Consider the following 24,627-nt stretch of genomic DNA (forward strand, 5'->3'; position numbering starts at 1 on the left):
CTTCTGTAACTTGATCCAACTCGCGGATAAGAAAATATGAGTATTTAGTTCAACAAATATTCAATATATAGGTATTTCAATCATCTGGCAGGTTTTCCTGCCCGCATCTATCCTTATTGGTCCCCATGTCTATATCCGAATTGCCTGCGCCCATCCGGGTTTCGCGGGAAGGGCAGGTTTTCGCTGTCTTCAGTCTTCTTTTGTGTGTTGGTGCTGCGTTAAGTCTGGCCTATGGCGGGACAGAGATTTCGCTTGCCAAGCTTTGGTCCGCTGCAACGTGGGAGGGTGGTCGGTTTGAAACCATCGTCCTTTGGAAGTTGCGTATCCCGCGCACATTTGTGGCTTTGCTAGCAGGCGGTGCCTTGGGCCTTGCAGGCCTCATCATGCAGACCGTCTTGCGCAATCCTCTGGCGTCTCCTGAATTGACAGGAGTGACCATGGGCGGCGCGCTGGCCGTGGTCGCCACAATCGTGTTTCTGCCCTGGGTCGGGATCATCTATCACGCGTGGGTGGCGTTGCTCGGCGGCTTAGTTGCAGGTGGTCTGGTGATATCCATTTCGCTCAACAAACAGGCAGGCAGTCTTGGTCTGATCCTGGCCGGGGTCGCCATTTCATCCCTATGTGCCGCAGGGATCATGATAATCCTCACGGGCATCGCGCCGGCATCACAGCCAGCCTATCTTTGGTTGATCGGATCGATGGCTGGGCGGGGTGCTTTACACCTGCAGACGATGTTGCCCTGTATCGTTCTCGGGCTTGCCATAACAGTAATTGCCCACCGGCCGCTTGCATTGCTGAGACTTGGAGATGAGGCTGCGCAAGCAGCGGGCGTCAACATTCCACTTTGGCGAACGGCTCTGCTCTTTGCAGCGCTCAGTCTCACAGCTGGGGTGGTCGCCGTTGCAGGTCCGGTTGCCTTTGTTGGATTGATCGCGCCGCACCTAGCCCGATTTGCCCTGAAATCGCACCAAGGGCTGCTGATTGCTGCGCCATTGCTCGGAAGTGTTTTGATGGTGTTCGCGGACCTCCTGGCCAAAACCGTCGCAACGCCACGCGAAGTTCCCCTCGGCCTGTTTTTGTCCTTGATCGGTGCCCCGATCCTCATCCACTTGATCCGCTCTTCAAGTGCCTTCTCGTCTCCAACATCAGGAGCCATAGAATGAGGCTCATCAACTTGATTGCTGTTCTGGTCGCAGCGCTTCTACTGGTCATTGTGGTTGGTCTTGGATGGGGAGCAATATCAATCGACTTTGCAGGGCTGGTGGCTGGTGTCGATAGCCCTGATCAGCACATCTTTTGGAATATCAGGCTGCCACGGGTCGTGCTGGCGATCATCATCGGTATCCATTTTGCCGCTTCCGGTGCCATTCTTCAGACGGTCACCCGCAATGCTCTCGCAGACCCCGGTATTCTCGGCATTTCCGGCGGCGAAATCCTGTTCATGACCGCTCTTGTCCTGTTTGATGTGATATTCGTCACATTGCAGATCAGCGACTACCAGCTTCCCCTTGAGTATCTCCCATTCGCGGCGTTGCTTGGCGGGATTTGCGGTGCGGCACTGGTGTTCCTTTTGTCCTGGAATAACGGGATTTCACCCAAACGCTTCATCCTGATTGGCGTTGCTGTTGGCAGCATGTGCCAAGCGATTGCCATGGGCTTGGTGTTTGGTTGGGGGCCTACCAAAACTGAACTGCTGTGGATCTGGATTTCCGGCAGTCTCTATGGTGCCACATGGGACGCAATCGCGTTTTTGTTGCCCTGGACAATCCTAGCCACCCTAGGCTTGGTCTTGTGCTTCCGCAAACTCGCCATGTTGCGACTGGATGATGACAGTGGATCTGCGCGCGGTGTTTCCGTTCAGCGCTGGAGACTAGTCTGCTTGCTGATTGCTTGTCTTTACGCCGGGACGGCAGTGGGTGTTGTCGGCCCAGTCGGTTTCATCGGGCTCGTTGTCCCTCATCTGGCGCGCCGTGTCGTGCGGGATGATCTCCGACTTCAGTTCATTGCTGTGTTCTTTATTGGTGCCATCCTGACGGTCGGAGCCGACGTGTTTGGCCGTACCGCCTTTGCGCCAGCTGAAATTCCGGTCGGTGTCCTCACATCGCTCATCGGTGCTCCCTTCCTATTCTTCCTGCTGTTCCCAGTTCGTCTGTTTTCAATGCCAAAGGTCTTGTCCCATGTCCGACGTTAAACTGACCAACTTTTCCATGGGCTATGACCGCCGTCTCTTGTTTGATGACGTTTGTCTGGATGTACCTGCCGGTCGATTGACTGCGTTGATCGGACCGAATGGCTCTGGCAAAAGCAGTCTACTGCGGGCCATGTGTGGGCTTCAGGCTGCAAGTTCGGGGTCCGTTCAGCTCAAGGGCAGGGAGGTCAGCACCTATCGTGCATCGGATCTTGCCAAAGTGCGGGCCTTCATGCCGCAGCACACCATCACACCCGAAGCCATGACGGCGAAACAGCTCGTTGGTTGTGGTCGTTATGCCTATCAGGGCCTTTTTGGCGCCGTGTCCAGAGAGGACAAAGAGGCAATTGATTGGGCTATGGAAGTCTGCGGCGTTGCCATTTTTAAATCCAAGCAGCTTCAGGACCTATCGGGTGGCGAGCGGCAGCGGGTCTGGCTCGCAAGTGCGCTTGCTCAAAAGGCCCCGATCCTGATGCTCGACGAGCCGTGCTCCTATCTTGATATCAGCTATCAGATCGACCTGATGGAGTTGTTGAGGGACCTCGTTGATTCCGAACAACTGACCGTCATTCTGTCGTCGCATGATCTCAATCACGCGGCCCAGTTTGCAGACAATCTCATTGCGCTGAAATCCGGCCGCGTCCAATCCACGGGTGACGTAGCTGATGCGCTGACCGGTGATCTGGTTCGAGACCTGTTCAATGTCCGAACAGAGTTTCAGACCAGCGCCGTTTCCGGAAAATCATTCTGCATGTTCCACGCAGTTTGATCCAATAGCAGACCAGCCGCCGCCATCTGCGTCTTCGACCTAAAATGACAGGTATTTCAAATGATGAAACACGTATTGCCCGTGTTGGGACTATCCGTGCTGCTGACAGCCCCCGTTGCAGTGCAGGCTGAACCTCTTACCATTATGGATGAGAGCGGTGCTGTCGTGACCGTGCCGAAACAGGCTGATCGAATTGCAGCCGTTTCTCTGTTCGGCGCTGATCTGGCCGTCGCATTGGACGAGGAAGTGGTTGCGACCACCTACCTCACAAAAGATACGGTTCCGGCATTTCTTGAGGCTGAGTTGAAAGACGTGCCAAAGCTTGGCAGCCGGTCCGCGGCCAATCTCGAAGTGCTGGCTCAGCAAAAGCCAGACCTGATCATCGCGCTTCGCCGGTACACAGAAGGGTGGTCTGACGAATTCAACGCAATTGCGCCTTATCTTGCTGTGCACACTGAAAGCTTCAACGAAAGCTTGTCCGCTGTCGCGCTGGCAAGTTACATGATGGGGCGTCAGGAAGACGGTCTGTCTTTGAACGATCAATTCCTGTACGACATCGACGCGATTGCGGAAAAAGTTCCTCAGGAAAAAGACAAGAAGACCTTCTTGTTCCTGTGGGGTTCAGGCACATCGCCATGGGCCTATTATGATGACTACGCAACTGTCTCCATCATGAACGCCCTTGGTGTTCGTAACCCGCTGGGCAGCAACCCAACCCCGCATGATCGCAACAACTTTGCGTTTGAAATGAATCTCGAAAAAATGATCGAAATCGATCCTGATTTCATCGTGGTTTATGACCGGGGTCCAGAACAGCCGTTCCTGACCAATCCGATTTGGGAAGAACTCAAAGCCGTCAAGAACAACAAGGTGTTCTTCGTGAAGGATCACTGGATGGCTTCTCATGGCCCGATCGCGCGTCAGGTGGTGCTGCGCGAAGCGGCTCACATGTTCTATCCTGAGATCTTTGAAGAAGTGTCCTTCGATGCGGTCAAGGCTCACGTCAAACAGGCGTGGCAGTAAACCAAAATGAGGTCAGCGCTTGCCAAACAGACGCTGACCCTAATTAAGTTTTGCCGAGCTCCGGCGGCCCGGATTTATATGATGGGCAGCATAACGTTTGTTTTGTAGGCGCTGCGTTCAGCGAGCCGTTTCCACCAGGCTTCCAAATTGGGAAGGCTTGGGCGCTCAAACTCCATGTTGTGCCAACGATAGGCGGAGCAACCGACAGGAATGTCAGCCATGCTGATGTTGTCGCCCAAGACATAAGAGCGATCTGTCAGATGGTTCTCCAGCATCTGCCAGAAATTGGCGCATGTCTTGATTGCGGTTTGGATGGCGTCGTGGTCTTGCTCTTCTTTTTGGGTGCGGACCAATTGCCAGAAAAGCGTTGTCATGGGTGGGTGCAGCTGGGTGAGATACCAGTCCATCCATTGGCTGGTATGACCATGAAGTTTGGCCGTTTCCGGCTGCCAATTCTGTTTTCCATACTGGTCACAGAGATAACGGACAATGGCATTGGATTCCCACAGTACATAGTCTCCGTCGATCAGGGTCGGGATGCGCCCATTCGGGTTTTTGGCCAGATAATCTGCAGTTCCATTGCCACCAAATGCGCCGCCGATATCCTGCCGTTCCACTTGCAGGCCCAGTTCAGCTGCGCACCACATGACTTTTTGAACATTGACCGAATTTGGGCGTCCGAGCACCTGAATCATTTAAGGATCACTTTTCGCAGAAGAAATGGGGAATGGTGTCGTCCTTATCCCGGTTGAAGCGACTTTTCAAAGGCCAATTTCTGATTGCGTGATGTGTATGGTCATCGCTGCCCATTCGGGAGAAACAGAAGCGCGGCAGGCTTTCGCTTGGTGCAAGCGACAATGTCCATTCGTTCTATTGCGCTGCAACAGGGTGGGGGATAGGGTCCGGGTCTTGTTTTTTGTAGAGAGCTGAGTGATTGATGCTGCAGGTTGCTGATAGCATTGCGAAAATTCGGTCGAGTTTTTCCTGGTCGATCCCGGAGCGCTATAACATTGCGGCCAGCGTCAGTGACCGGTGGGCGCAGGAAGACCCGCAGCGTCTTGCTATTCGCCACGTCCATGAAGATGGCGCAGCCGAGGTCTGGTCTCATCTTGAGCTGAACCGGGCAGCCAACCGGTTTGCCAATGTTTTGAAGGCGCATGGCGTACAAGTGACGGACCGGGTTGGCATCTTGTTGCCGCAAAGCCCGCGTGTCGCGATCTGTCATATCGGCATATACAAATGCGGCGGGGTCGCCGTGTCTCTGGCCAGCCTGTTTGGGCTGGAAGCGCTGAAATATCGCCTCTTGGATGCGGGTGTGAAGGTGCTTGTGACCGATGCCGCCGGGCTGGAAAAGCTGTCTCAGGTGCAGGACGCCTTGCCGGGGCTAGAACAGGTGATCTCTGTCGACGGACGGGGAGCTGGAGTTTTCGGGTTCGACGATCTGATGGCCTCTGCCAGAGACACGTTTGAAACGGTGCTATCTTCACCGCATGATCCGGCCTTGATGATCTACACTTCGGGCACAACCGGCCAACCCAAGGGCGTTTTGCACGGTCACCGGGTGCTACTTGGGCATATGCCGGGGATTGAGCTTTCGCAGAATTTTTTAGGGCAAGAGGGTGACCGGCTCTGGACGCCTGCCGATTGGGCTTGGGCGGGCGGATTGCTCAATGCCCTGTTTCCTGCACTTCATCTGGGTGTTCCGGTGGTGTCTTTCGGGTTTCGCAAATTTGATCCTGAACGGGCGTTTCAGCTGTTGCGCGATGAAGGGGTGCGCAATGCCTTTGTTCCACCAACGGCGCTGAAAATCCTGCGTTCTGCCGCTTCTGACAGCGTGATCCGGGGTCTTCACCTGCGCTCAGTCGGCTCTGCCGGGGAAGCGCTGGGCCGGGAGACTTTTGACTGGTTTCACGATGCGTTCGGCTTTTCGGTCAACGAGTTTTACGGCCAGACAGAATGCAATGCAGTTTTGGGCTCCAGTGCGGCAGCAGGCATTTCGCGCTCAGGGGCCATTGGCATGGCCATTCCTGGTCATACCGTTGCGATTGTTGATGCCGAGGGCAACGAGCTGCCGCCCGAAACGCAAGGCCAAATTGCCATCAAGCGACCGGACCCGGTGATGTTTCTGGAATATTGGAACAAGCCGGAGGCAACACAGGAAAAGTTTGTCGGCGACTGGATGCTGACCGGGGATCAGGGCGTTCAGGATGCAGATGGCTATGTGCATTTTGTCGGGCGGGATGATGACATTATTACCTCTGCCAGCTATCGGATTGGCCCCGGCGAGATTGAAGACTGTCTTTTGATGCATCCGGCGGTGGCCTTGTCGGCTGCCGTTGGTAAGCCAGACCCGCTCAGAACCGAGATCGTCAAGGCCTATGTGGTCTTGAATGAAGAGTATCAGGACAGCCCTGAACTTGCCGATGAGATTAGCCGTTTTGTTCGCGGGCGGTTGTCTGCGCATGAATATCCGCGCGAAATTGAGTTTGTGTCTGAGTTGCCTTTGACAACAACAGGTAAGGTGATCCGACGTCAATTGCGCGAAAAGGCGAGAGCTTAAAGCCGTTTGACCTTTTGATCTTATCTCGAGCGCTTGAGCAGCTTCCGGGCAAAGCTCTTGGCGGTTTGTTCCAGATCTGTGTCGGTTTGGGCGGCAGACAGGAGCAGGCGTCCGGCGGTGGATTTGGCCAGCAGCAGCGTCGCAGTGCGGATCCTGCCCCGCCAAAGAGGCTCGATCATTGCATGGCCGGGAACCGCGAGCGAATCAGCTGCCCAAATGTCCGGGTCCTTGAGGTTGGCCTGCATTGTGTAGAGCGCCAATTGGCCCCCGGGCGAATAACGGGCATAGGCCTCGTCATAGGCGATCTTCCAGGAAAAGATCGTATGCCCTTCGCGAAATAAGACCAGTATGGCAATCGGCCTTCCGGCGACGGTTAAACGGTCAATCCGCACTCCATTTGTCAGCGCGCGCGCTGTTATCATTTCCTGCGAAAAGGCATGTGTTGCGGGGGTAGAGGCAAGCGCGGTGCCTTCCTTGCCCTTCCAGCCAGCTGCTTCAAGCTTCAGAAAGACATCAAAGGCGGCAATCGCCTCTTGTCCTGTCAGGCTGTCGAACTGGACCTCACCTTCGTCGCTGAGGCGGCGCAGCAGGCGTTTGAATTCTTTGCGTCTCTTGCCGCTGTAACTTTCGGCAAATTGTTCTTCGCCCTTGACCCCATGGCTGTGTCCAGCGCGATTTGCCTCGTGCGCCAGTTTCCAGTTCCAGCCGCTCTCAATTGTCAAAAGCTGGGCGGCAATGGTTGTGTCCATCGGCAAATAGGGGATCGCAATCAGGGGGGAGCCGGTTTCCTTTGCCGCAAGTTCCAGAAACAGGGTGATTGCGGATTTGGGCGTGTAACTGACGAGCAATGGGGTGCCAAGCGGGGCGTATTCGGTTGTCCATATCGTGGCCGCTGGAACGGCAAAGCCAAGTCGCCGACTGCCAACGGGAGCTGCAATCAGCCATTCGCCGGTTTGGGTGTGCCGGACAACAATCAGTTTGACCGGGTCTGAGGTCATGTTTTTCAAAAAGGGAACAAGGAACTCAGGCCTGAAAAACGGGTTCGCATCGCTGGCTGTTTCGGCAAGTTGTCGCCAAGCGGGAATGTCGATGTTTGAGGCCAATGGATCCAGCACCAGGGCTTCAAGTGTGTCTGCCGTCTGGGTGTCCAGATGCGTCATGCCTTGCCGGGTCTGTTCAAAAGAATGGGAAGAATGAAAGTATGCACTTTGAATCTCTGATAAACTGAAATGGACAGGAAAGCGGCCTCAAATGTGATGGCCAAACTTGTGGCAAGGGCAGCGCCCATAAGCCCGAGCCATGGGATCAAGATAATGTTGAGAAGGATATTTAGACAGAAGGTTGTACCGTAGATCAAGGCTGATCTTTGCTGGTATCCGGACATGGACAAAAGCGCATCTGCCGGGCCAACGGAGGCGCGGGCCAAAACGCCGATCATCAATATGGCGACCAGAACATAGCCATCTTCAAACTCTGGTCCAAACAATGCCAGTAGGAAGGGGGTAATTAAAAGCAGGCCGCACCCACCTGCCAGTGACGGCCAGAAGGTCCATTGGGAAGCCTGCCGGATATAGGCTGCAAGGCCGTCTGTGTCGCCGGAATGTACGAACCCGGAAAACCGGTGGGCTGAAGCAGCCCGCACGGCAAAATAGACAAAATGCACCAGAGCGAGGGTTTTCGAGGCGGCGAAATACACTGCAACATCTTCCGGCGGGTGCCAGAAGCTGACCATGATCGTGTCTGCGCTGGTGATCAGCTGCATGAAGCCTTCGACCAGCAGCATGGGCATGGAAACGAGGATCCACGTTTTGAGCTGCATCCTGCGGGGGGCCTTGGGAACCTCCGGTTTCAGGCGTTTTTTCACCTGCCTATATTGCAAGGCCGCGATGAGGCCAGTTGCCAGAACTGCTGCAATGACTGCCGTTTTGGCTGTGGCCGGTTCTCCGAACAAGGTGAGAAGGGCAAGCAGGGTCAAGATGGCAAGGGGGCGCCAGATATAGGTTGGCTGCATGGCCAACATGGTCCAGTCGTGGCTGCGGGCAATGCCATCCTGAACGGCGCCAAAGGCAAACAGGGGGATGGCCAGAAGGATAATGGCCATGGGCTCGACGTAGTAGCTTGCCACCAGTCCTGGAACCGCCAGAATGGCCACGATGCCAACAAGGCTGAGCACAGAAGCAAGGAGAACGGCTACAAGTTTGCTGGTCGTCAAAAACCCGCGTAAGTGCCCCCAGTCCTTGCTTTGGCGATATTGTGGAATGAAGCGGCTGACCGACGTTGAAAAGCCGCCGCAGGCCATGACACCAAGAACAACAACCCACGTCCACGCCAATGAAAAAATGCCGTATTCATGGGCGCCCATCCAGCGGGCCAGTAGAATTTGGGAGAGGAAGGCAAGCGCCGCGCCAGCAACACGCACGAAAAAGGTTTTGATGGCCATGCGCCCGGCTGCAGATGCTTCCTGGCTCTGCTTTCCCAACAGCTCTTTCAGCCCGTTAACAAACGGGGTGAAGAGGGGCCTTGCCAGCACATTTTGAAGGCGCTGAGCCCAAAAGCCATCGATTGAACGCACGTCGAGGTCCCAAAACCTTTGTTCTTCTCTGCGTATTTATGACATGTCACTCTTAAGAATTTACCTGCAAGCGCGTTTTGTCCGGGCATGGCGATCACAGGTGTGTGAGCCTAATGGTTTTGCCGGTTTTGCACGGAGTGGTCAGATGCCTCTTGACTCTGACGGCGAAGTTCGGAATCAATAAGAACAAATAGAGAACATTTATGCTGATTGGAGCTGACGTGCACCAGACTTCCCCAAAAGGGGCTCATCAGCGTGACCGACTTGCTGAACTGCGCCGCCGCATTGCGGATCTTGAGGGTCGCCTCCCCTTGGATGCACAGTTGGCCCCGGCCCCTGTTTCTGCCGCCGCAAAACAGGGGCCGGCCTCTTTGGGAGACGGGCAAGGGATACCGGACGGGACACGAGATCATGTGCCTCTAAGGCTGCGCCTTGATCTGCCGGTTTTGGACGCGGTGTTTCAGAGGGAAGGTCTGCGTCTGGACAGCCTCCATGAGGTGGTGGGCCGTGAAAGCCGGGATTGTGGGGCCGTGTCCGGGTTTGCCCTTGCGCTTCTGGCCCGGGTGATGCGGGCCCGCTCCGGGGCCGTGCTTTGGGTTTCGAGCCCGCAAGCGGGCCGCGAAAACGGGCGGCTTTACGGTCCGGGATTGCAGCAGTTTGGTATTGATCCGGCACGTCTGATTGTCGTGTTTCCCCGCCGTATGGAAGAGCTTTTGTGGGGGCTGGAAGAAGGGGCGAGGTGCTCTGGCCTGTGCGCTGTTTTTGGCGAGGTGCAGGGCGTCAGTCGTGCGCTTGATCTGACGGCCACCCGCCGGCTTTTGCTGCGGGCACAAACAAGCCGGGTGCCGGTGATCTTGATGCGCAACGGTGTTGCCGATGAACCGACAGCGGCCCTGACGCGATGGTGTGTGACACCGCACACCTCAAGGCCGCCTGATCTGGAGCACCGGGGACCGCATGAGGCGGTTGGACGCTCTGGCTGGAGAGTAACGTTGACACGCAACCGGGATGGTCGTCCGGGCAATGCATGTGTGGAATGGAACCATGAGACGGGACAATTTGATGCGCCAGCGCGTTCTCTCGCTCTGGTTTCCGGATCTGCCGGTGGACAGGATCTTGCGCCGGTTGAACGCGGCCGCACCGCACAAGGCTGGGGACGTTGAGCCGCCCTTTGCCGTTGCCAGCCGAACAGGCAATGTCCATCGGCTTGTTTCGCTCAACCGAACGGCGCGTGCACTTGGCCTGAAGCGGCAAGACAATCTGGCGGATGCCAGAGCACGTGTCCCGCACCTTCTTGTCGAAGATGTCGCACCTTCCCAAGACGCCGCCCTGTTGGAGCGTCTGGCAGACTGGTGTGACCGGTATACGCCGCTCGTGGCGCTTGACGGGACAGATGGTCTGCTTCTGGACATTACCGGCTGCGCACATCTGTTTGACGGGGAAGAGGCTCTTCTGGTTGATGCGCTTAGCCGTTTGAAACAGCAGGGTTTTGTCGTTCAAGGCGCTGTGGCCGACACTCCGGTTGCCGCGTTTGCCGTCGCTCGTTTTGGAGAGGGGCGCTGCGTGGCAAGTGGCGCGGAACGTGCAGCCCTTTCTCCTTTGCCGATTGAGGCGCTGCGGGTGGACGTGGATGTGGTGCGGGCCTTAAACCGGGTCGGTCTGCCGACAATCGGAGCGCTTTTGGATCGGCCGCGTGCACCTCTTGCCAATCGATTTGGTCTGGAGTTGGTGCGCCGTCTTGATCTGGCGCTGGGTCATGAAAAGGAACCGATTTCCCCGCGTTTTGCAGCCCCTCTTGTGGTGGCCGAGCGGCGGTTTTTTGAACCTATCGGGCTTGTGGAAGATGTCGAGGCTGTTGTCTTTTCTCTGGCCGGTCAGGTGCGAGAGGCGTTGGAACGACGCTGCGAAGGGGGGCGAGCCTTTGAGCTGGCTCTGTTTCGTGTCGATGGGGCGGTGCAACGTGTCGTGGTGGGCACCAGTCGCCCTTTAAGGGATGCCAAACGGATCAAGGCGTTGTTTGCCGAAAAACTGAAGGTGGATGAAAGCGTTCTGGATGCCGGATATGGCTATGACCTGATCCGGCTGGCTGTGGTGGAGGCGCAGGAAGCAACCGGGCAACAACTGGTTTTGAGTGAAGAGGGCGCTGCGCAGGCGGACGCTGATCTAAGCGGCCTGATTGACCGGCTTGGCGCGCGGCTTGGCCTCGACAGGATTACCCGGCTTTTGCCGATGGATCGTCATTTGCCCGAACGACAGACAGAGTTCGTACCTGCTGCGCTGGTGCGCGAGGATGCGGTGTCCTGGGTCGGATTTGGCGGGGCTGATTTCGGGTTGGGCAGATCAGAACATGAGACGTCTCCTTCGCTTGAAGCAGCTTGGCAGGAATTGCCTTTAGAGCTTCCGCTTGAACGGCCTTTGCGGCTCATTGATCCGGCGGAGCCTGTCGACGCGGTGGCGATGGTGCCGGATGGTCCGCCCTTGCGGTTTCGCTGGCGGCGGGTTCTTTACAAAGTGGTCCGCTCAGAAGGGCCAGAGCGGATTGCTCCGCCGTGGTGGGCTGGAAACATCGACGCGGATGTGAGCGGGGAACGCGCGACCACGCGCGACTATTTCCGCATTGAAGACGAGGATGGCCGCCGCTTCTGGCTGTATCGCGAGGGCCTTTATGCTCGCGAGACAACGACCCCGCGCTGGTATTTGCAAGGGGTGTTTGCATGATGGCCCCCGGCCAACAGTCCGGCCTTTTACGCTCAAGGTTCAGGGCTGATTCTGGGTTTGCCGAACTGTGTGCGGCCAGTAATTTCTCGTTTTTGCATGGGGCCTCGCATCCGGAAGAACTGGCGATGAGGGCGGCAGATCTCGGGCTGAAAGCGCTCGCGATATGCGACCGCAATTCTGTGGCAGGGGTCGTGCGGGCGCATATGGCGGCCAAGGAGGCGGGCCTTCGCTTTGTACCCGGCTGTCGCCTGGGGTTTCTGGATGGCACGCCGGATCTTCTGGTCTGGCCAAAGCATCGGCAGGGGTATGGCCGTTTGAGTCGGCTCTTAACCATTGGCAACCGGCGAGCGGAAAAGGGCTGCTGCCATCTGTTGCCCGACGACCTGACCCATCTGGACCAAGGCTCCGTGACGGCGCTGGTTTTGCCCCCCGGCTTGCCGTCTCCAGATGAGATGATCGCCGATTTGCAGGGGTTGAAAGCGGTTTTGGGATCGGACTTGCGGCTTGCGGTTTCCTTGTCCAAGGGGCCAGCAGACCGGCGGCGTCTGGATTTAGCAGTGAGACTGGCGCAGCTGTCTGATGTGAAACTTCTGGCGACCAATGATGTTCTTTATCATGTGCTGGAGCGGCGCCCCTTGCAGGATGTTTTGACCTGCATCCGCCTGCATGAGCGGTTGGAAACGGCGGGGCGCCAGCTGGAGGCCAATGCCGAGCGCTACTTGAAAGACGCCGAAGACATGGCCCGGCTTTTCGATGGGGCCGAAGATGCCCTCTACGAAAGTCTCCGGATTTTGGAAGAGCTCAGCTTTTCGCTGGATGATCTGGCCTATGAATATCCCGAAGAACCATGTGGCGACAGCGCGTCTCCGCAAGCCGAGCTGGAGCGATTGGCTGAAGAGGGCGCAAAGCGGCGGTATCCGAACGGTGTGCCGGACAAGGTTACAAAAGCGATCAATCATGAGCTGAAACTGGTCGCAGAACTGGATTACGCGCCGTATTTTCTCACCGTTTATGACATTGTCCGCTTTGCGCGCAGTCGGGGTATCCTGTGTCAGGGGCGCGGGTCGGCGGCCAATTCCGTTGTCTGTTTTTGCCTCGGGATCACCGAGGTAGACCCGGCCCGTGCAGATCTTTTGTTTGAGCGCTTCATCTCGCCGGAACGCCGGGAGTCGCCGGATATTGACGTCGATTTTGAGCATGAGCGGCGCGAAGAGGTCATCCAGTATATCTATGAAAAATACGGGCGGGAGCGGTCCGGCCTTGCTGCAACGGTGATTACCTATCGAACCCGCTCGGCCTTGCGGGAGGTGGGCAAGGTGTTTGGACTTTCCGAAGATGCAATCGGGGCCTTGTCCGGCACAATCTGGGGGCACTCCAGTTCCGAAGCCAGCGAGGGGCAGGTGGTTGAGGCCGGGATGGACCCGAAAGACCCCATGCTGGGGCAAATGATGGAGCTGGTGGACACGCTGATCGGGTTTCCGCGCCATTTGTCCCAGCATGTGGGCGGATTTGTCATCACCAAGGGGCGGCTGGATGAGGTGGTGCCAATTCAAAATGCGGCGATGGAAGACCGGACGGTCATTGAATGGGACAAGGATGATCTGGACGCGCTGGGCATCCTGAAGATCGATATTCTGGCGCTTGGCATGCTGTCGGCTATCCGCAAGGCGCTGGATATGCTGTCTGAAAATTATGGCTGTGATTATACGGTGGCGACCATTCCTCCAGAGGAGCCGGAAGTCTATGACATGCTGTGCCGGGCCGATTCCATCGGCGTGTTTCAGGTGGAAAGCCGGGCGCAAATGACCATGTTGCCGCGCCTGAAGCCGCAGGCCTTTTATGATCTGGTCATTGAAGTTGCCATTGTCCGGCCCGGCCCTATTCAGGGCGATATGGTGCATCCTTATTTGCGCCGCCGGCAGGGGCTGGAAAAGGTCACCTATCCCAGCCGCGAGCTGGAAGAGGTGCTGGGCAAGACCATGGGAGTGCCGCTGTTTCAGGAACAGGCGATGAAGATTGCCATTGTTGCAGCCGGGTTCACACCGGGCGAAGCGGATCGCCTGCGCCGGGCCATGGCCACGTTCCGGCGCGTTGGTACCATAGGCACGTTTCAGACCAAGATGATCGAGGGCATGGCGAAAAACGGCTATGATCGGGACTTTGCTGAGCGGTGCTTTCGTCAGATCGAAGGTTTTGGTGAATATGGATTTCCGGAAAGCCATGCGGCCAGTTTTGCGCTTCTGGTTTATGCGTCCTCCTGGATCAAGGCGCGTTACCCAGATGTGTTTTGCGCTGCGCTTTTAAATTCCCAGCCCATGGGCTTTTACGCCCCGGCGCAGCTGGTGCGCGATGCCCGCGAGCATGGCGTTGAGGTGCGTGAGGTTGATATCAACATGTCTGATTGGGATGCCGGTTTAGAGCCGGGTAATTGCGCAGCAGACCGCCTCCATCGCAAGCATGCCGACATGCGCGGTACCATCCAGTCCAACAAGGCGGTTCGGCTTGGCTTTCGTTCCATAAAGGGTGTTCGACAAGATGACATGGAAATTTTGGTGGCCATGCGCGGGGAGGGGTATGATTCCGTGCGCGATCTGTGGCTGCGCACCGGGCTTGGCCGTCCTGTCATCATGCGCTTGGCCGAGGCGGACGCCTTTCGCTCTCTCGGGTTGGATCGGCGAACAGCCCTTTGGGCGGCGCAAGGTCTGGAGCGTGGCAAGGTGCAGGACCGACTGCCTTTGTTTGATACGGCAGATGCCGGGGACCTGCGCCCGGAGCCGAATGCAGACTTGCCGTCCATGCCGCCGGGCGCGCATGTAATGGCTGATTATCAGACCCTCAGTCTGTCTCTTAAAGCCCATCCGGTTGCCTTTGCCCGGCCTGCCCTGCAGCGCCAGCGTGTGGTGCCTTGCATGGAGTTGGATCGTTTACGGTCAGGGTGCCATGTAACTGTCGCCGGTCTTGTTCTCGTCCGCCAAAGGCCGGGATCGGCCAAAGGCGTGATTTTTGTCACGCTCGAAGATGAAGGCGGGATCGCCAATGTGATTGTCTGGCCGAAGGTGTTTGAAACCTACCGTCTTCTCGTTCTGGGCGCGAGGTTTTTGAAGGTGCGTGGGCGCTTGCAGTCAGAAGCAGATGTTATTCATGTGGTGGCTGATCATGTGGAAGATGTAACGCCGCTGCTGGCCCACTTGAACGATCTTTCTCTGCATGGCGAGGGTGTGGCAGACGCAGCTCTTGCCCGCGCGGATGAAGTGAAACGCCCGGTGGTCGAGCTTTCCGAAAAGATCAAACCGGCCGGTCGTCTCGTCCGCTTGGTCAAGGATGTCCCGGAACTCAGGCAAGATGTCGCCCAACTAAAACCGGAAAAACTCAAAGCGCTCCCCGGTGGGCGAAATTTCCATTGAGCCAGTGCCCAAAGGAAATGCGCTATTCTTCCGGCAGCGCTTCGACATAATACCAGCGGCCCGATTTCTTGCGAAAATGGCTTAGTTCGCGGTGGGTTTTTAAGGCACCGCCTGCCAGATATTTTGCCTCAAAGAGAACCGTTCCATCTCGATCAGTTGGCTCGCCCCTTTCACATTTCATCACCGAAAGGCCCGTCCAGTGATTGTCCGCAGCCCATTTGGCGGTGGTTGCGAAATCAAATTCCGGCTGGAATTTTGGCCACAGCGTCTCCTTCAGATAGGAAATCTTGCCCTTTGCAAAGGCCGAGTAACGCGAGCGCATCAGTTGTTCAGCCGTTTGCGGCATGGCACTGCCAGTTAAAAACGGCTCGCAACACGCCCCAAAGGGCAGGCCGGATTTGCAGGGGCATGGAGAACTGGACATGACGCATCAACCTTGTTTGGAAAAGATGCGGTAGCATGTCTGATATAATCTCAGCCAGAGCGTTATTTAAGTGAGCTGATATAGCGGGCCAAATCGCCGGTCTCAAAAGTCGTCAGATTCAGGTTTGGCATTTTGGGGTGGGGATCCATCAGGAACGTTTTCAGCTTGTCCTCTGACCAGCTGCCATCCTTGGCGAGATCATAAAAACTTGGAAGGCTGGCACCGGAAACCACCGCTTGATCCTCGGCGATGAGATGACATTCCGCACACCATTGAAGAGCGAGTTTCTTGCCGTTGTTGGAGTCCGCAGCAAGCGCGGTGTGGGGTTGGAACAGGCTCCCTGCCAGAAGTGTCAGACACATGGCTGCAATGGGACGCAAACTGTTCATATCGCCTCTCCTCGATGGAAATCCTTGCCCGCGAAGCAAAGATCAATCCCGACAAGCTTAAGCGCCGGTTGCGGTAAATGAAATCCGCAATTCAACAGATATGCACAAACCCGCATATACCTTCTGGATATTGCCAGCGAGACACGCTTGAGCCACATTAGACCTGCAAAAATTTTCAATATGAAATGATAGAAAGAACGCAGGGTCATGTTGTCACGACGCGCATTTTCAATTCGCTCGCTCTGTTTGGCTGGTGTTATCAGTCTCGCGCTGCCACTCACCTCGAATGCTCAAACGGCGATTATCTCCGGAAAGGATCGTTTTCATCCAGTCGTGGCTGAAAACGGAATGGTGGCCAGCCAGGAAGCGGTGGCGACTGAAGTGGGCGTTGAGATTTTGCAAAAAGGCGGCAACGCCGTTGATGCAGCCATTGCGACCGGGTTTGCGCTGGCCGTGACCTTGCCGCGGGCCGGCAATCTCGGCGGTGGTGGGTTCATGATGATCCACCGCAGCGAAACCGGTGAAACGGATGCGCTCGACTACCGTGAAAAAGCGCCCGCTGGTGCCTTTCGGGACATGTTCTTGGGCGATGATGGTGAGCCGGACAAGGCCAAGTCGCGGTTCTCAGGTCTGGCCGTGGGTGTTCCGGGCACAGTGGCGGGTTTTGAGGCTGCTTTTGAAAAGCACGGCAGTGGCAATCTGACGTGGGCGGAGTTGGTTGACCCGGCGATCAAGCTTGCTGAAGACGGGATTGTGGTTACGCAAGATCTTTCTGCCTCCCTGATTGCCCGGCTCGAACGCCTTAGTAAGGATGAAGCGACAGCGAAGATTTTCTTCAAGCCGGGGCTGGTGCCGTATCAGCCCGGTGAAATCCTGAAACAGCCGGACCTTGCCAACACCTTGCGCAAGATTGCCGAAAACGGCGCTGCCGGTTTTTATGCAGGCGAGGTTGCGGAGAAAATTGCAGCCAAGGTGCAGGTAACTGGCGGAAGCATGACGGTTGAGGATCTGGCCTCTTATGATGCGGTCTGGCGTGCCCCTGTATTTGGTGATTATCGAGGCCATCAGATTGCCTCCATGCCTCCCCCTTCATCTGGCGGAGCGCATATTGTTCAGATCCTGAATATTCTCGAAGGCTACCCGATCGGCGAATTCGGTCTCAATTCCGCAGACACCACGCATTATTCCGTTGTCGACAAGGGCGGGAATGCGGTTTCCAACACCTACACGCTGAACTTCTCCTATGGTGCTGGCATGACGGCTGATGGCACCGGCGTGTTGTTGAACAATGAACTGGATGATTTTTCCGCAAAGCCGGGTGTGCCGAATGCCTATGGTTTGATCGGCGGGGATGCCAATGCGGTGGAGCCCAACAAGCGCCCGCTGTCTTCCATGAGCCCGACGTTGGTGTTCAAAGATGGCAAGGTGTTGCTGGTGACCGGGTCTCCGGGAGGCAGCCGGATCATTACGACCACGCTGCAAATCATCATGAATGTCATCGATCACCAGATGAACATTGCCGAGGCAAGTGCGGCCCCAAGGGTGCATCATCAATGGTATCCCGATGAAATTCGGATCGAGGAAGGGCTTTCACCTGACACGATCCGCCTTCTGGAAGCGCGCGGGCATACGCTTGCTGTGAAGAATGTGATGGGATCCACCCAGTCAATCATGCAAATTGACGGGGTTTTGGCCGGAGCATCCGACCCACGCCGGCGCGGGGCGCTGACGGCCGGGTATTAAATCGCCCGTCCATTGCTGTCCCCACTTAAGGTCTATTTGTGGCCGTTCCGGTTTTCCATCGGGACGGCCTTTTCAACAAGCCACATGAAGCGCCGTGCAAGCGCGAGGGACATGTCATTTGAAAGCTCCGGCCAGACAATTTGACTGCCGACGAATGCGGCATATTCGATCTGGGCTATTTCCATTGCAAGGTCTGGCGACAAGCCCTGCTGCAAGTAAAGGTTTGCAACAAAATCTGTACGTAGTTGATCTACCTCGCGTACGGTTTTCGCTGCGGTTTCATTGTTTTGGGCAAATTGGCGAATGGCGCGTTCGAGATCCTGATCCAGACCGGTGGCAAGGGCAGACAGGCAAAGTGCTTGATCTGATGCGGGTTGGCGAAGCGTCTCTTCGGCAACGTCTATCGTATTGCTTTTCTTCCAGCTTTCCATCAGCGCGCCAACAAAGGCGGCGTGGTCGGAAAAGTGATGATAGAACGAGCCTCTGGTTTTGCCGGAGACTTCGCATAGTGCTTCAATGCCTAAGCCACGGTTTCCATTTCTGGCCAGCTGGGAAAGCCCAAGACGAAGCCAATCTTCTTTGCCAAAGCGCTTTTTTTTCATCAAGTAACCCCGCCGATAATCCCAAGAATAAGGATCGGCAAAAACAGCCAGCCCTGAGGCATGTTCTTATAACTTTGACGGTTCCAAACAGGAAGAACTAGCCCGAACGCGCAAAAGGCGCCAGCCAATATCGTGGCAAACCAGGCGACATCAATGCTTGAGGGTTCAAGAGCTGCGAGGCCATACATGGTGCCAATCACGAAAAGAACGATTGTCACCAGATGCCAACAATAATAGCTCACCAGTTTGGGCACGATTGCCAAGTCAGTTGATGCAAGCAGGGGGCGGGCGATCACCCGGCCGCCAGCAAATGTGTGTAGCAAGAAAACTGCCAATGACAAAATGGCAGCAACAAGAAAATAGACGTTCATTTCAGCCTCCATTACATACCATACTTTTTAGTATGTTTTTGATATGAATGCAAGAGCGGAGAGTTGTGGAATAGGTGAGGTTGGAAGTGAGGGAATTGTTTTGCTTACAATCCTCGTTGTTACGTCACTCGGTGTTCTATTAAGAAACCTGATTGGCCCTATGAACTCACCAGAAGACATTGACAGGTTTAAAAAACGCATGATACCGCTATTCAAAGCGCTTTGAATGACGATTGTTCGAGGCGGCCTTCTGATCCTCAAATCCAATGAGACTAGCCATGCCAATCAGAGCGGTTGTTTGGGGCGAAAACGTCCATGAGCAAAAAAACAAAATCGTTTCGGACCTTTATCCGAAGGGCATGCATCAGTGCATTGCAGACGCCCTGAACGAAGATGAGGGGATTTCCGCCACAACCGCCACGCTGCAGGAGCCTGATCACGGCTTGAGTGAAGAGCGGCTGAAGGAAACCGATGTTTTGCTTTGGTGGGGGCACGCCGCTCACGGCGATGTTGAAGACCACGTTGTTGAGCGCGTTTGTGATGCAGTGTGGTCCGGCATGGGCGTGGTCTTTTTGCATTCGGCGCATTTTGCCAAGCCGTTCAAGCGGCTGATGGGCGCGCCGTGTAATTTGACCTGGCGTGAAGCAGGGGAAAAGGAACGGCTATGGGTCACTAGCCGCAATCACCCGATCACCAACGGCATTTCCGACAGTTTCGAGCTGGAAATGGAGGAAATGTATGGCGAGCCATTTGGTGTGCCGGAGCCATTGGAGACCGTGTTCATCAGCTGGTTTGAAGGTGGTGAAGTGTTTCGCTCGGGCCTCACCTACAAGCGCGGGGCTGGCAACATCTTCTATTTCCGCCCGGGGCACGAGACCTACCCGACCTACTATAACGAAGATGTTCGCACCGTTATTCGCAACGGGGTGAAATGGGCGTTCAATCCGCAGGCGCGTGTTGAAGACCCGAATGCAGCTCCGAATGTGCCGGTCGATCAAGCACCGGAAAAAATCGTTGAGCGTGGACCAAAACTCCATGCCGAAGGAGAAGAGGGCTACCGGTAGCCCTGCGCTGCTGATTTCTCGCCCCCTCCCAGTCTCATCAGGAGCAAGCCATGACATTTGACACACAACCCGTTCGGGTTCTCGTCCTTGGAACTGGCAACATGGCCAAGGCGCACGTGGAAGCCTACAAGGCGATGGGCGGCGTTGAGCTGGTGGCAGCTGTTGACCGCCGCGCAGATGTGCTGGCGGCCTTCTGTCAGGAGCACAGCATTCCGAACGCCTTTGAAACGCTTGAGGCGGCGTTGGAGTGGGGCACGTTTGATGCGGTGTCCAATGTGACGCCGGACGGAGCGCACCATCCCACCACGCTGCCGCTTTTGGCCGCGGGCAAGCATGTCCTTTGCGAAAAACCTTTGGCCACCAATGCGGTAGACGCGCGGGAAATGGCGGACGCTGCCCGCAAAAGCGGTACAGTAGCCATGGTCAATCTCAGCTATCGGAACGTTGCTGTCTTGCAAAGGGCGGCTGAAATCGTGGCAGAGGGGCGCTTGGGTGCGCTTCGGCACTTTGAAGCGTCCTACCTTCAAAGCTGGCTGACCCAGCCCGCTTGGGGAGACTGGAAAACCGAGAGCCAATGGCTGTGGCGTTTGTCCAGCGCGCATGGCTCAAAAGGCGTTTTGGGCGATGTTGGCATTCACATTCTCGACTACGCGACCTTTGTAGCCGGAAGTCCGGTGGAGGCGCTGTCAGCGCGGTTGAAAACCTTTCACAAGGCGGAAGGGGATCAGATCGGGGACTACCAACTCGATGCCAATGACAGCTTCACGCTTCAGGCTGAACTGCAAAATGGCGCGCTCGGCACGGTCACCGCAACACGGTTTGCCTCTGGCCACTTGAACGACCTGCGCTTACGGCTTTATGGCGACAAAGGCGGGCTGGAAGTGCCGTTTGAAAAGGGGACAGAACTTTTGCGGATTTGCGAAGGGGACGGGCTGACAACCGGAACCTGGCGCACGCTCGATGTTCCGCTGGTGGAAACCGTCTATCAGCGCTTCATCCGCGCCATTCGGGGCGAGGCGACCGCCAACCCCGATTTTGATCATGGTGCCCGCCTTCAAGCCGCGCTGGACCTTGCCGAACAATCTGATGCAGAAGGCGGACGGTTTTTATCGCTCACCTAACGGCTCAATCAGGCAACACAACTTTTCCTCAAAAGGCCCGGTTCACGCCGGGCTTTTTTGTTTGGGCTAGACTTGGCGTTTCGAGTATGGCCCCCAAAAACCAAAAAAGCCGACGATCTTGCGATCATCGGCTTATGGCTCATTCGAGCGAATTGGAGCGGGCGATGGGATTCGAACCCACGACCCCAACCTTGGCAAGGTTGTGCTCTACCCCTGAGCTACACCCGCATATTGTTCCGAGGAGTTGGTTTGTGACCCCCTCCGTCGGTGAGGTGCGCAGTATATGAACCAACGCGCAGAAGATTGCAACAGGGAAATTACAAGAATTCAATTATGCCTAATTTTGGGGATTCCTTGTGGATGAATTGGTGCGTTTTGACAGCCCCCAGAGCTGGTAAGGCCTGAAAATCCCTTGTGAAATCGCGCTGCCTTACGTTAAGGGTGGTGTCAGAAAAATGAATGCCAGAGGGGGGCGTCATGCCTGAAGATCGTGCCGAACTGATGAATTTTTTTCAAAGCGAGGGGATTGAGGTCTCCACCGTGGATCATGAGCCGGTCTTCACCGTGGCTGAATCCGGGGACCTTCATGACCGCATTCCGGGCGGTCATACGAAAAACCTCTTTGTGAAAGACAAAAAGGGCCGCTTGTTTCTGGTGGTTCTGCTGCACGATGCCAATGTGGATTTGAAAAAGCTTCATCAGGTCGTCGGTGGTCAGGGTCGGGTATCCTTTGGCAATGCTGACCTTCTTATGGAGGCGCTCGGCGTTACGCCGGGATCGGTCACGCCGTTTTCCCTGATTAATGACCGGGACGCTCAGCGGGTCACGCCGGTCTTTGATGCCGCCATGATGGAACATGAGATCCTGAACTTCCACCCGCTCCTGAATGACGCGACAACGTCAATCAAGTCTGGAGATCTCCTGAATTTTGCAAAAGCCTGTGGTCATGAGCCTCAAGTTCTGGCAGTCAGCGATGAGGCTAAAGAAAAGGCGGGCGCATCCGATTTGTAAAATTGGTGATGCAACGCCATGTTAGCCACGAGATTTGAATGAGGCGGTGTGTCGGGGTGGTTACTCTGGCGAGCGGTTTCATTGACGACTTTGGGCCCGATACAACGAGGCAGATGTGATGAGCGCAGGCAATTTCTCCATGGGCGGCCAAATCGGCGGCGGATTCGGTGGCAGCCTTGGTGGGGGCGGCTATGGTGGCGGCAACGCTGGAGGCGGGTCAGGTGGCAATACTGGTGGCGGCGATGATCTGATCTTTGACGTGACCACGCAAACCTTCATGCAGGACGTGATGGAAGCGTCTCGCACGCAGCCGATTCTGGTTGATTTCTGGGCACCGTGGTGCGGGCCGTGCAAGCAGCTGACGCCGATTATCGAAAATGCGGTGAAAGCGGCAGGCGGGGCTGTGAAGCTTGCCAAAATGAATATTGATGAAAACCCGGAAATTCCTGGCCAGATGGGTATTCAGTCCATTCCGGCGGTGATTGCGTTTAAGGACGGACAGCCCGTGGATGGGTTCATGGGCGCGCAGCCGGAAAGCCAGATCAAAGCGTTTATTGAAAAGCTGGGCGGCACGCCGGCGGTCAGCCAGGCAGAGCAGTTTATCGAGCAGGCTGAAGCCCTTTTGGCTGAGGAAAACTACCAAGATGCCGTGCAGCTCTTCGGAGCGGCCATGCAGATGGAGCCGGATAATGCGAAGGCCTTGGGTGGTCTGGCGCAGTGCATGATTGCGGCAGGTGAAATCGACCGAGCCAAGCAGGCGCTGGAGATGGTGCCGGAAGACAAGCAGTCTGATCCGGCTTTTGTTGCGGCCAAAGCTGCGCTTGATCTGGCAGAACAGGCTGAGGACTTGGGCGATTTGGCCGAGCTTCAAAACCGGATTGCCAAGGATCCGTTGGATTTTCAGGCCCGGTTTGATCTGGCTGTTGGCCTCAATGCCAAGGGTGACAAGGAAGCGGCGGTAGATCAGCTGATTGAAATTGTTCGCCGGGATCGGGACTGGAACGAAGACGGTGCGCGCACCCAGCTGCTGCAGTTTTTTGAAGCCTGGGGCTTCAAGGATCCGGCCAGTGCTTATGGTCGCCGGAAATTGTCTTCCGTTCTGTTTGCTTGACCCGAACACTTCAGGACACACATAGAGGGGACGATACGTTAAAGCCGATCTTGGTGTAGACTATCGTCCACCATGTGTATCTATGGGAGAGACGCGAATATGCAGGCAGGGAACGCAATTTATGAAACCATCGCGGACTTGCCGCCGCTCATTCCTGTCTTTCCCTTGTCCGGAGCCCTTTTGCTGCCGCGCACTCAGTTACCGCTGAACATTTTCGAGCCGCGCTACATTGACATGATCGACCATGCTCTCTCAGGCAACCGCTTGATCGGCATGGTGCAGCCATCTCCCGATCTGGAGCTGAATGATCCGGACTTGCCGATCCTTGCAGATGTGGGCTGCGTTGGCCGCCTGACCTCGTTTCAGGAAACCGGTGATGGTCGCTATCTGATCACGCTGCAGGGTGTCACCCGGTTTGCTGTGGGCGAAGAACTGGATACCTACACCTCGTTCCGTCAGGTAGAGTGCGATTTCGCGCCCTTTGCTCACGACCTCCAGTCAGGTGTCGGCGAAGAAGATGTTGACAGAGCGGGTCTCTTGAAAACCTTACGCGATTATCTGGATGCCAACGATCTTGAGGCGGATTGGGACAGCGTTTCGGAAGCGGAAACGGAAGTTCTCGTCAATGCGCTGTGTATGATGAGCCCTTATGGCGCTCAGGAAAAACAGGCTCTTCTGGAAGCAAAAGACCTCAGAACGCGCTCGGAAACCTTGATCGCGATCACGGAAATGGATATGGCCCGCTCCCAGAACGGGGACGGCGGGACCACCCTGCAGTAAACGGTGCCACTGTAAACGCGGCTCCAGTAACACGAGACACTCATGACCGACGACAGCACTCAAACTGAAACTGAGGACACACCGCGCAAGCTGGACCGCAAGTTGCTGGAGTTGCTCGTGTGCCCGGTGACCAAGACGACCCTGCACTATGATGCAGAGGGGCAGGAACTGGTGTCACGAGCGGCCAAACTGGCCTATCCGATCCGCAATGGCATTCCGATCATGCTGCCGGAAGAAGCGCGGGCGCTGGACGAATAAAAAAAGCCGGGCTCAGCCCGGCTTAATTGTTTTTTGGAACGGTGATTAAAACACATTCGGATAAATGTACCGGATGATCACGTTCTGCAGGAAGAAGATCCCCAACAGCAGAACGATGGGCGACAGATCAATTCCGCCGAGATTGGGCATGACCCGCCGGATCGGTCTCAATGCCGGTTCGGTCAGATTGTAAAGCGTCTGGCCGATGGTGGAGATAATCTGATTGCTGGAATTGATGATATTAAACGCATAGAGCCAGGAAAAAATGGCGCTTGCGATAATCACATAGACATAGAGGTTGAGCACCAACAAGACGACGTCAAGAACTGCGCGCATGAAGCACCATCCATTTGATAGAAACTGATTATCATCTCATGTAGCGGTCCTGCACGCCCCCTGCAAGGCGGCAGGCCTGCTCTCAGCTATTTTATCGCAAGCGGAGTTGCAAAGTTTGCGGTGCGGAAATACAACAACCCGAAGAATTGTTGGCCGGAATTTGGTTTGTCACATCGAGATTAA

23 protein-coding genes and 1 tRNA gene are annotated in these 24,627 nt (G+C 55.9%); 15 read left to right on the plus strand and 9 right to left on the minus strand.

The annotated features are described in order from the left end of the window. The first annotated feature begins 125 nt into the window (after positions 1-125). Genes TRICHSKD4_RS10950 through TRICHSKD4_RS10965 form a run of 4 tightly spaced genes read left to right on the plus strand, consistent with a single transcriptional unit; the run spans position 126 to position 3,980 of the window. Positions 126-1,163, plus strand: a complete 1,038-nt coding sequence (locus TRICHSKD4_RS10950) for an iron ABC transporter permease (protein WP_009759264.1) — start codon at positions 126-128, stop codon at positions 1,161-1,163. Beyond that, positions 1,160-2,191 (plus strand): iron ABC transporter permease, encoded by a 1,032-nt coding sequence (locus tag TRICHSKD4_RS10955; RefSeq protein ID WP_009759265.1) that lies wholly within the window; start codon positions 1,160-1,162, stop codon positions 2,189-2,191. Before TRICHSKD4_RS10950 ends, TRICHSKD4_RS10955 begins: the two co-directional genes overlap by 4 nt. Then, positions 2,178-2,957, plus strand: a complete 780-nt coding sequence (locus TRICHSKD4_RS10960; RefSeq protein ID WP_009759266.1) for an ABC transporter ATP-binding protein — start codon at positions 2,178-2,180, stop codon at positions 2,955-2,957. The genes TRICHSKD4_RS10955 and TRICHSKD4_RS10960 overlap by 14 nt, the downstream gene beginning before the upstream one ends. Before the next feature lie 60 nt (positions 2,958-3,017). After that, the gene (locus TRICHSKD4_RS10965; RefSeq protein WP_009759267.1) at positions 3,018-3,980 is read left to right on the plus strand and encodes an ABC transporter substrate-binding protein; all 963 of its coding nucleotides are present in this window, start codon (positions 3,018-3,020) and stop codon (positions 3,978-3,980) included. Between the two features lie 74 nt (positions 3,981-4,054). Here the strand turns inward: TRICHSKD4_RS10965 and TRICHSKD4_RS10970 are convergent, their stop codons facing one another. After that, positions 4,055-4,675 (minus strand): glutathione S-transferase family protein, encoded by a 621-nt coding sequence (locus TRICHSKD4_RS10970; protein ID WP_009759268.1) that lies wholly within the window; start codon positions 4,673-4,675, stop codon positions 4,055-4,057. A gap of 242 nt (positions 4,676-4,917) precedes the next feature. Here TRICHSKD4_RS10970 and TRICHSKD4_RS10975 point away from each other — a divergent pair, with 242 nt between their 5' ends. Next, the gene (locus TRICHSKD4_RS10975; RefSeq protein WP_009759270.1) at positions 4,918-6,540 is read left to right on the plus strand and encodes an AMP-binding protein; all 1,623 of its coding nucleotides are present in this window, start codon (positions 4,918-4,920) and stop codon (positions 6,538-6,540) included. 20 nt (positions 6,541-6,560) lie between these two features. Here the strand turns inward: TRICHSKD4_RS10975 and TRICHSKD4_RS10980 are convergent, their stop codons facing one another. Both TRICHSKD4_RS10980 and TRICHSKD4_RS10985 read right to left on the minus strand, forming a co-directional pair. Continuing rightward, positions 6,561-7,700 carry a GNAT family N-acetyltransferase gene (locus TRICHSKD4_RS10980; RefSeq protein ID WP_009759271.1) on the minus strand — a complete coding sequence of 380 codons (1,140 nt, stop codon included), beginning with the start codon at positions 7,698-7,700 and terminating at the stop codon, positions 6,561-6,563. Then, positions 7,697-9,112 (minus strand): lipopolysaccharide biosynthesis protein, encoded by a 1,416-nt coding sequence (locus tag TRICHSKD4_RS10985; RefSeq protein WP_009759272.1) that lies wholly within the window; start codon positions 9,110-9,112, stop codon positions 7,697-7,699. Before TRICHSKD4_RS10985 ends, TRICHSKD4_RS10980 begins: the two co-directional genes overlap by 4 nt. 221 nt (positions 9,113-9,333) lie before the next feature. Between TRICHSKD4_RS10985 and TRICHSKD4_RS31670 the strand changes: the two genes are divergently transcribed. From TRICHSKD4_RS31670 to TRICHSKD4_RS11000, 3 genes are read left to right on the plus strand one after another with little or no spacing between them, the layout of a single operon-like run. Beyond that, positions 9,334-10,275 (plus strand): ImuA family protein, encoded by a 942-nt coding sequence (locus TRICHSKD4_RS31670; protein ID WP_247642803.1) that lies wholly within the window; start codon positions 9,334-9,336, stop codon positions 10,273-10,275. Further along, the gene (locus TRICHSKD4_RS10995) at positions 10,157-11,830 is read left to right on the plus strand and encodes a DNA polymerase Y family protein (RefSeq protein ID WP_247642804.1); all 1,674 of its coding nucleotides are present in this window, start codon (positions 10,157-10,159) and stop codon (positions 11,828-11,830) included. Before TRICHSKD4_RS31670 ends, TRICHSKD4_RS10995 begins: the two co-directional genes overlap by 119 nt. Then, positions 11,827-15,234 carry an error-prone DNA polymerase gene (locus TRICHSKD4_RS11000; protein WP_009759275.1) on the plus strand — a complete coding sequence of 1,136 codons (3,408 nt, stop codon included), beginning with the start codon at positions 11,827-11,829 and terminating at the stop codon, positions 15,232-15,234. Before TRICHSKD4_RS10995 ends, TRICHSKD4_RS11000 begins: the two co-directional genes overlap by 4 nt. Before the next feature lie 22 nt (positions 15,235-15,256). Here TRICHSKD4_RS11000 and TRICHSKD4_RS11005 read toward each other — a convergent pair whose 3' ends face one another. Together TRICHSKD4_RS11005 and TRICHSKD4_RS11010 are read right to left on the minus strand one after the other, a co-directional pair. After that, positions 15,257-15,658 carry a YchJ family protein gene (locus TRICHSKD4_RS11005; RefSeq protein WP_009759276.1) on the minus strand — a complete coding sequence of 134 codons (402 nt, stop codon included), beginning with the start codon at positions 15,656-15,658 and terminating at the stop codon, positions 15,257-15,259. A 62-nt stretch (positions 15,659-15,720) separates the two neighbouring features. Continuing rightward, entirely contained in the window at positions 15,721-16,047 is a 327-nt protein-coding gene (locus tag TRICHSKD4_RS11010; RefSeq protein WP_009759277.1) for a cytochrome c552, read from the minus strand. A 207-nt stretch (positions 16,048-16,254) separates the two neighbouring features. Here TRICHSKD4_RS11010 and TRICHSKD4_RS11020 point away from each other — a divergent pair, with 207 nt between their 5' ends. Further along, the gene (locus TRICHSKD4_RS11020; RefSeq protein ID WP_009759279.1) at positions 16,255-17,790 is read left to right on the plus strand and encodes a gamma-glutamyltransferase family protein; all 1,536 of its coding nucleotides are present in this window, start codon (positions 16,255-16,257) and stop codon (positions 17,788-17,790) included. A 32-nt stretch (positions 17,791-17,822) separates the two neighbouring features. On the opposite strand, the gene TRICHSKD4_RS11025 is transcribed toward TRICHSKD4_RS11020, so the two are convergent. Next, a complete protein-coding gene (locus TRICHSKD4_RS11025; protein WP_009759280.1) occupies positions 17,823-18,392 on the minus strand; it encodes a TetR/AcrR family transcriptional regulator in 570 nt (189 codons plus the stop codon). Further along, entirely contained in the window at positions 18,392-18,763 is a 372-nt protein-coding gene (locus TRICHSKD4_RS11030) for a hypothetical protein (RefSeq protein ID WP_009759281.1), read from the minus strand. Before TRICHSKD4_RS11030 ends, TRICHSKD4_RS11025 begins: the two co-directional genes overlap by 1 nt. A 278-nt stretch (positions 18,764-19,041) precedes the next feature. Here TRICHSKD4_RS11030 and TRICHSKD4_RS11040 point away from each other — a divergent pair, with 278 nt between their 5' ends. Together TRICHSKD4_RS11040 and TRICHSKD4_RS11045 are read left to right on the plus strand one after the other, a co-directional pair. Beyond that, a complete protein-coding gene (locus tag TRICHSKD4_RS11040) occupies positions 19,042-19,827 on the plus strand; it encodes a ThuA domain-containing protein (RefSeq protein WP_009759283.1) in 786 nt (261 codons plus the stop codon). 50 nt (positions 19,828-19,877) lie between these two features. After that, positions 19,878-20,948, plus strand: coding sequence for a Gfo/Idh/MocA family protein (locus TRICHSKD4_RS11045; RefSeq protein ID WP_009759284.1), 1,071 nt, complete (start codon positions 19,878-19,880; stop codon positions 20,946-20,948). Positions 20,949-21,101: 153 nt separating this feature from the next. On the opposite strand, the gene TRICHSKD4_RS11050 is transcribed toward TRICHSKD4_RS11045, so the two are convergent. After that, a tRNA-Gly gene (locus TRICHSKD4_RS11050) sits at positions 21,102-21,176 on the minus strand. 249 nt (positions 21,177-21,425) lie between these two features. On the opposite strand from TRICHSKD4_RS11050, the gene TRICHSKD4_RS11055 reads away from it, so the two are divergent. The 4 genes from TRICHSKD4_RS11055 to TRICHSKD4_RS11070 all read left to right on the plus strand — a co-directional run bounded on the left by TRICHSKD4_RS11055 (position 21,426) and on the right by TRICHSKD4_RS11070 (position 24,108). Next, entirely contained in the window at positions 21,426-21,959 is a 534-nt protein-coding gene (locus tag TRICHSKD4_RS11055) for a prolyl-tRNA synthetase associated domain-containing protein (protein WP_040616654.1), read from the plus strand. A gap of 118 nt (positions 21,960-22,077) precedes the next feature. Continuing rightward, entirely contained in the window at positions 22,078-23,070 is a 993-nt protein-coding gene (gene trxA, locus TRICHSKD4_RS11060; RefSeq protein WP_009759286.1) for a thioredoxin, read from the plus strand. 99 nt (positions 23,071-23,169) lie between these two features. Continuing rightward, the gene (locus TRICHSKD4_RS11065; RefSeq protein ID WP_009759287.1) at positions 23,170-23,850 is read left to right on the plus strand and encodes an LON peptidase substrate-binding domain-containing protein; all 681 of its coding nucleotides are present in this window, start codon (positions 23,170-23,172) and stop codon (positions 23,848-23,850) included. 42 nt (positions 23,851-23,892) lie between these two features. Continuing rightward, the gene (locus TRICHSKD4_RS11070; protein ID WP_009759288.1) at positions 23,893-24,108 is read left to right on the plus strand and encodes a Trm112 family protein; all 216 of its coding nucleotides are present in this window, start codon (positions 23,893-23,895) and stop codon (positions 24,106-24,108) included. A gap of 45 nt (positions 24,109-24,153) precedes the next feature. Here TRICHSKD4_RS11070 and TRICHSKD4_RS11075 read toward each other — a convergent pair whose 3' ends face one another. Further along, the gene (locus TRICHSKD4_RS11075; protein ID WP_009759289.1) at positions 24,154-24,444 is read right to left on the minus strand and encodes a YggT family protein; all 291 of its coding nucleotides are present in this window, start codon (positions 24,442-24,444) and stop codon (positions 24,154-24,156) included. Between the last annotated feature and the right edge of the window lie 183 nt (positions 24,445-24,627).

The organism is Roseibium sp. TrichSKD4 (assembly GCF_000148725.1).
Classification (GTDB): domain Bacteria; phylum Pseudomonadota; class Alphaproteobacteria; order Rhizobiales; family Stappiaceae; genus Roseibium.

Excerpts from the sequence above, each read along its gene's own strand:
- TRICHSKD4_RS11000 (WP_009759275.1), top strand. The coding sequence starts at position 11,827 with ATGATGGCCCCCGGCCAACAGTCCGGCCTTTTACGCTCAAGGTTCAGG.
- TRICHSKD4_RS10970 (WP_009759268.1), bottom strand. The coding sequence starts at position 4,675 with ATGATTCAGGTGCTCGGACGCCCAAATTCGGTCAATGTTCAAAAAGTC.
- TRICHSKD4_RS10950 (WP_009759264.1), top strand. The coding sequence starts at position 126 with ATGTCTATATCCGAATTGCCTGCGCCCATCCGGGTTTCGCGGGAAGGG.
- TRICHSKD4_RS11070 (WP_009759288.1), top strand. The coding sequence starts at position 23,893 with ATGACCGACGACAGCACTCAAACTGAAACTGAGGACACACCGCGCAAG.
- TRICHSKD4_RS10980 (WP_009759271.1), bottom strand. The coding sequence starts at position 7,700 with ATGACGCATCTGGACACCCAGACGGCAGACACACTTGAAGCCCTGGTG.
- TRICHSKD4_RS11055 (WP_040616654.1), top strand. The coding sequence starts at position 21,426 with ATGCCTGAAGATCGTGCCGAACTGATGAATTTTTTTCAAAGCGAGGGG.
- TRICHSKD4_RS11075 (WP_009759289.1), bottom strand. The coding sequence starts at position 24,444 with ATGCGCGCAGTTCTTGACGTCGTCTTGTTGGTGCTCAACCTCTATGTC.
- TRICHSKD4_RS11020 (WP_009759279.1), top strand. The coding sequence starts at position 16,255 with ATGTTGTCACGACGCGCATTTTCAATTCGCTCGCTCTGTTTGGCTGGT.
- TRICHSKD4_RS11005 (WP_009759276.1), bottom strand. The coding sequence starts at position 15,658 with ATGTCCAGTTCTCCATGCCCCTGCAAATCCGGCCTGCCCTTTGGGGCG.
- TRICHSKD4_RS11045 (WP_009759284.1), top strand. The coding sequence starts at position 19,878 with ATGACATTTGACACACAACCCGTTCGGGTTCTCGTCCTTGGAACTGGC.
- TRICHSKD4_RS11065 (WP_009759287.1), top strand. The coding sequence starts at position 23,170 with ATGCAGGCAGGGAACGCAATTTATGAAACCATCGCGGACTTGCCGCCG.
- TRICHSKD4_RS11040 (WP_009759283.1), top strand. The coding sequence starts at position 19,042 with ATGCCAATCAGAGCGGTTGTTTGGGGCGAAAACGTCCATGAGCAAAAA.
- TRICHSKD4_RS10955 (WP_009759265.1), top strand. The coding sequence starts at position 1,160 with ATGAGGCTCATCAACTTGATTGCTGTTCTGGTCGCAGCGCTTCTACTG.
- TRICHSKD4_RS10960 (WP_009759266.1), top strand. The coding sequence starts at position 2,178 with ATGTCCGACGTTAAACTGACCAACTTTTCCATGGGCTATGACCGCCGT.
- TRICHSKD4_RS10995 (WP_247642804.1), top strand. The coding sequence starts at position 10,157 with ATGAGACGGGACAATTTGATGCGCCAGCGCGTTCTCTCGCTCTGGTTT.
- TRICHSKD4_RS11030 (WP_009759281.1), bottom strand. The coding sequence starts at position 18,763 with ATGAACGTCTATTTTCTTGTTGCTGCCATTTTGTCATTGGCAGTTTTC.
- TRICHSKD4_RS10975 (WP_009759270.1), top strand. The coding sequence starts at position 4,918 with ATGCTGCAGGTTGCTGATAGCATTGCGAAAATTCGGTCGAGTTTTTCC.
- trxA (WP_009759286.1), top strand. The coding sequence starts at position 22,078 with ATGAGCGCAGGCAATTTCTCCATGGGCGGCCAAATCGGCGGCGGATTC.
- TRICHSKD4_RS11025 (WP_009759280.1), bottom strand. The coding sequence starts at position 18,392 with ATGAAAAAAAAGCGCTTTGGCAAAGAAGATTGGCTTCGTCTTGGGCTT.
- TRICHSKD4_RS11010 (WP_009759277.1), bottom strand. The coding sequence starts at position 16,047 with ATGAACAGTTTGCGTCCCATTGCAGCCATGTGTCTGACACTTCTGGCA.
- TRICHSKD4_RS10965 (WP_009759267.1), top strand. The coding sequence starts at position 3,018 with ATGATGAAACACGTATTGCCCGTGTTGGGACTATCCGTGCTGCTGACA.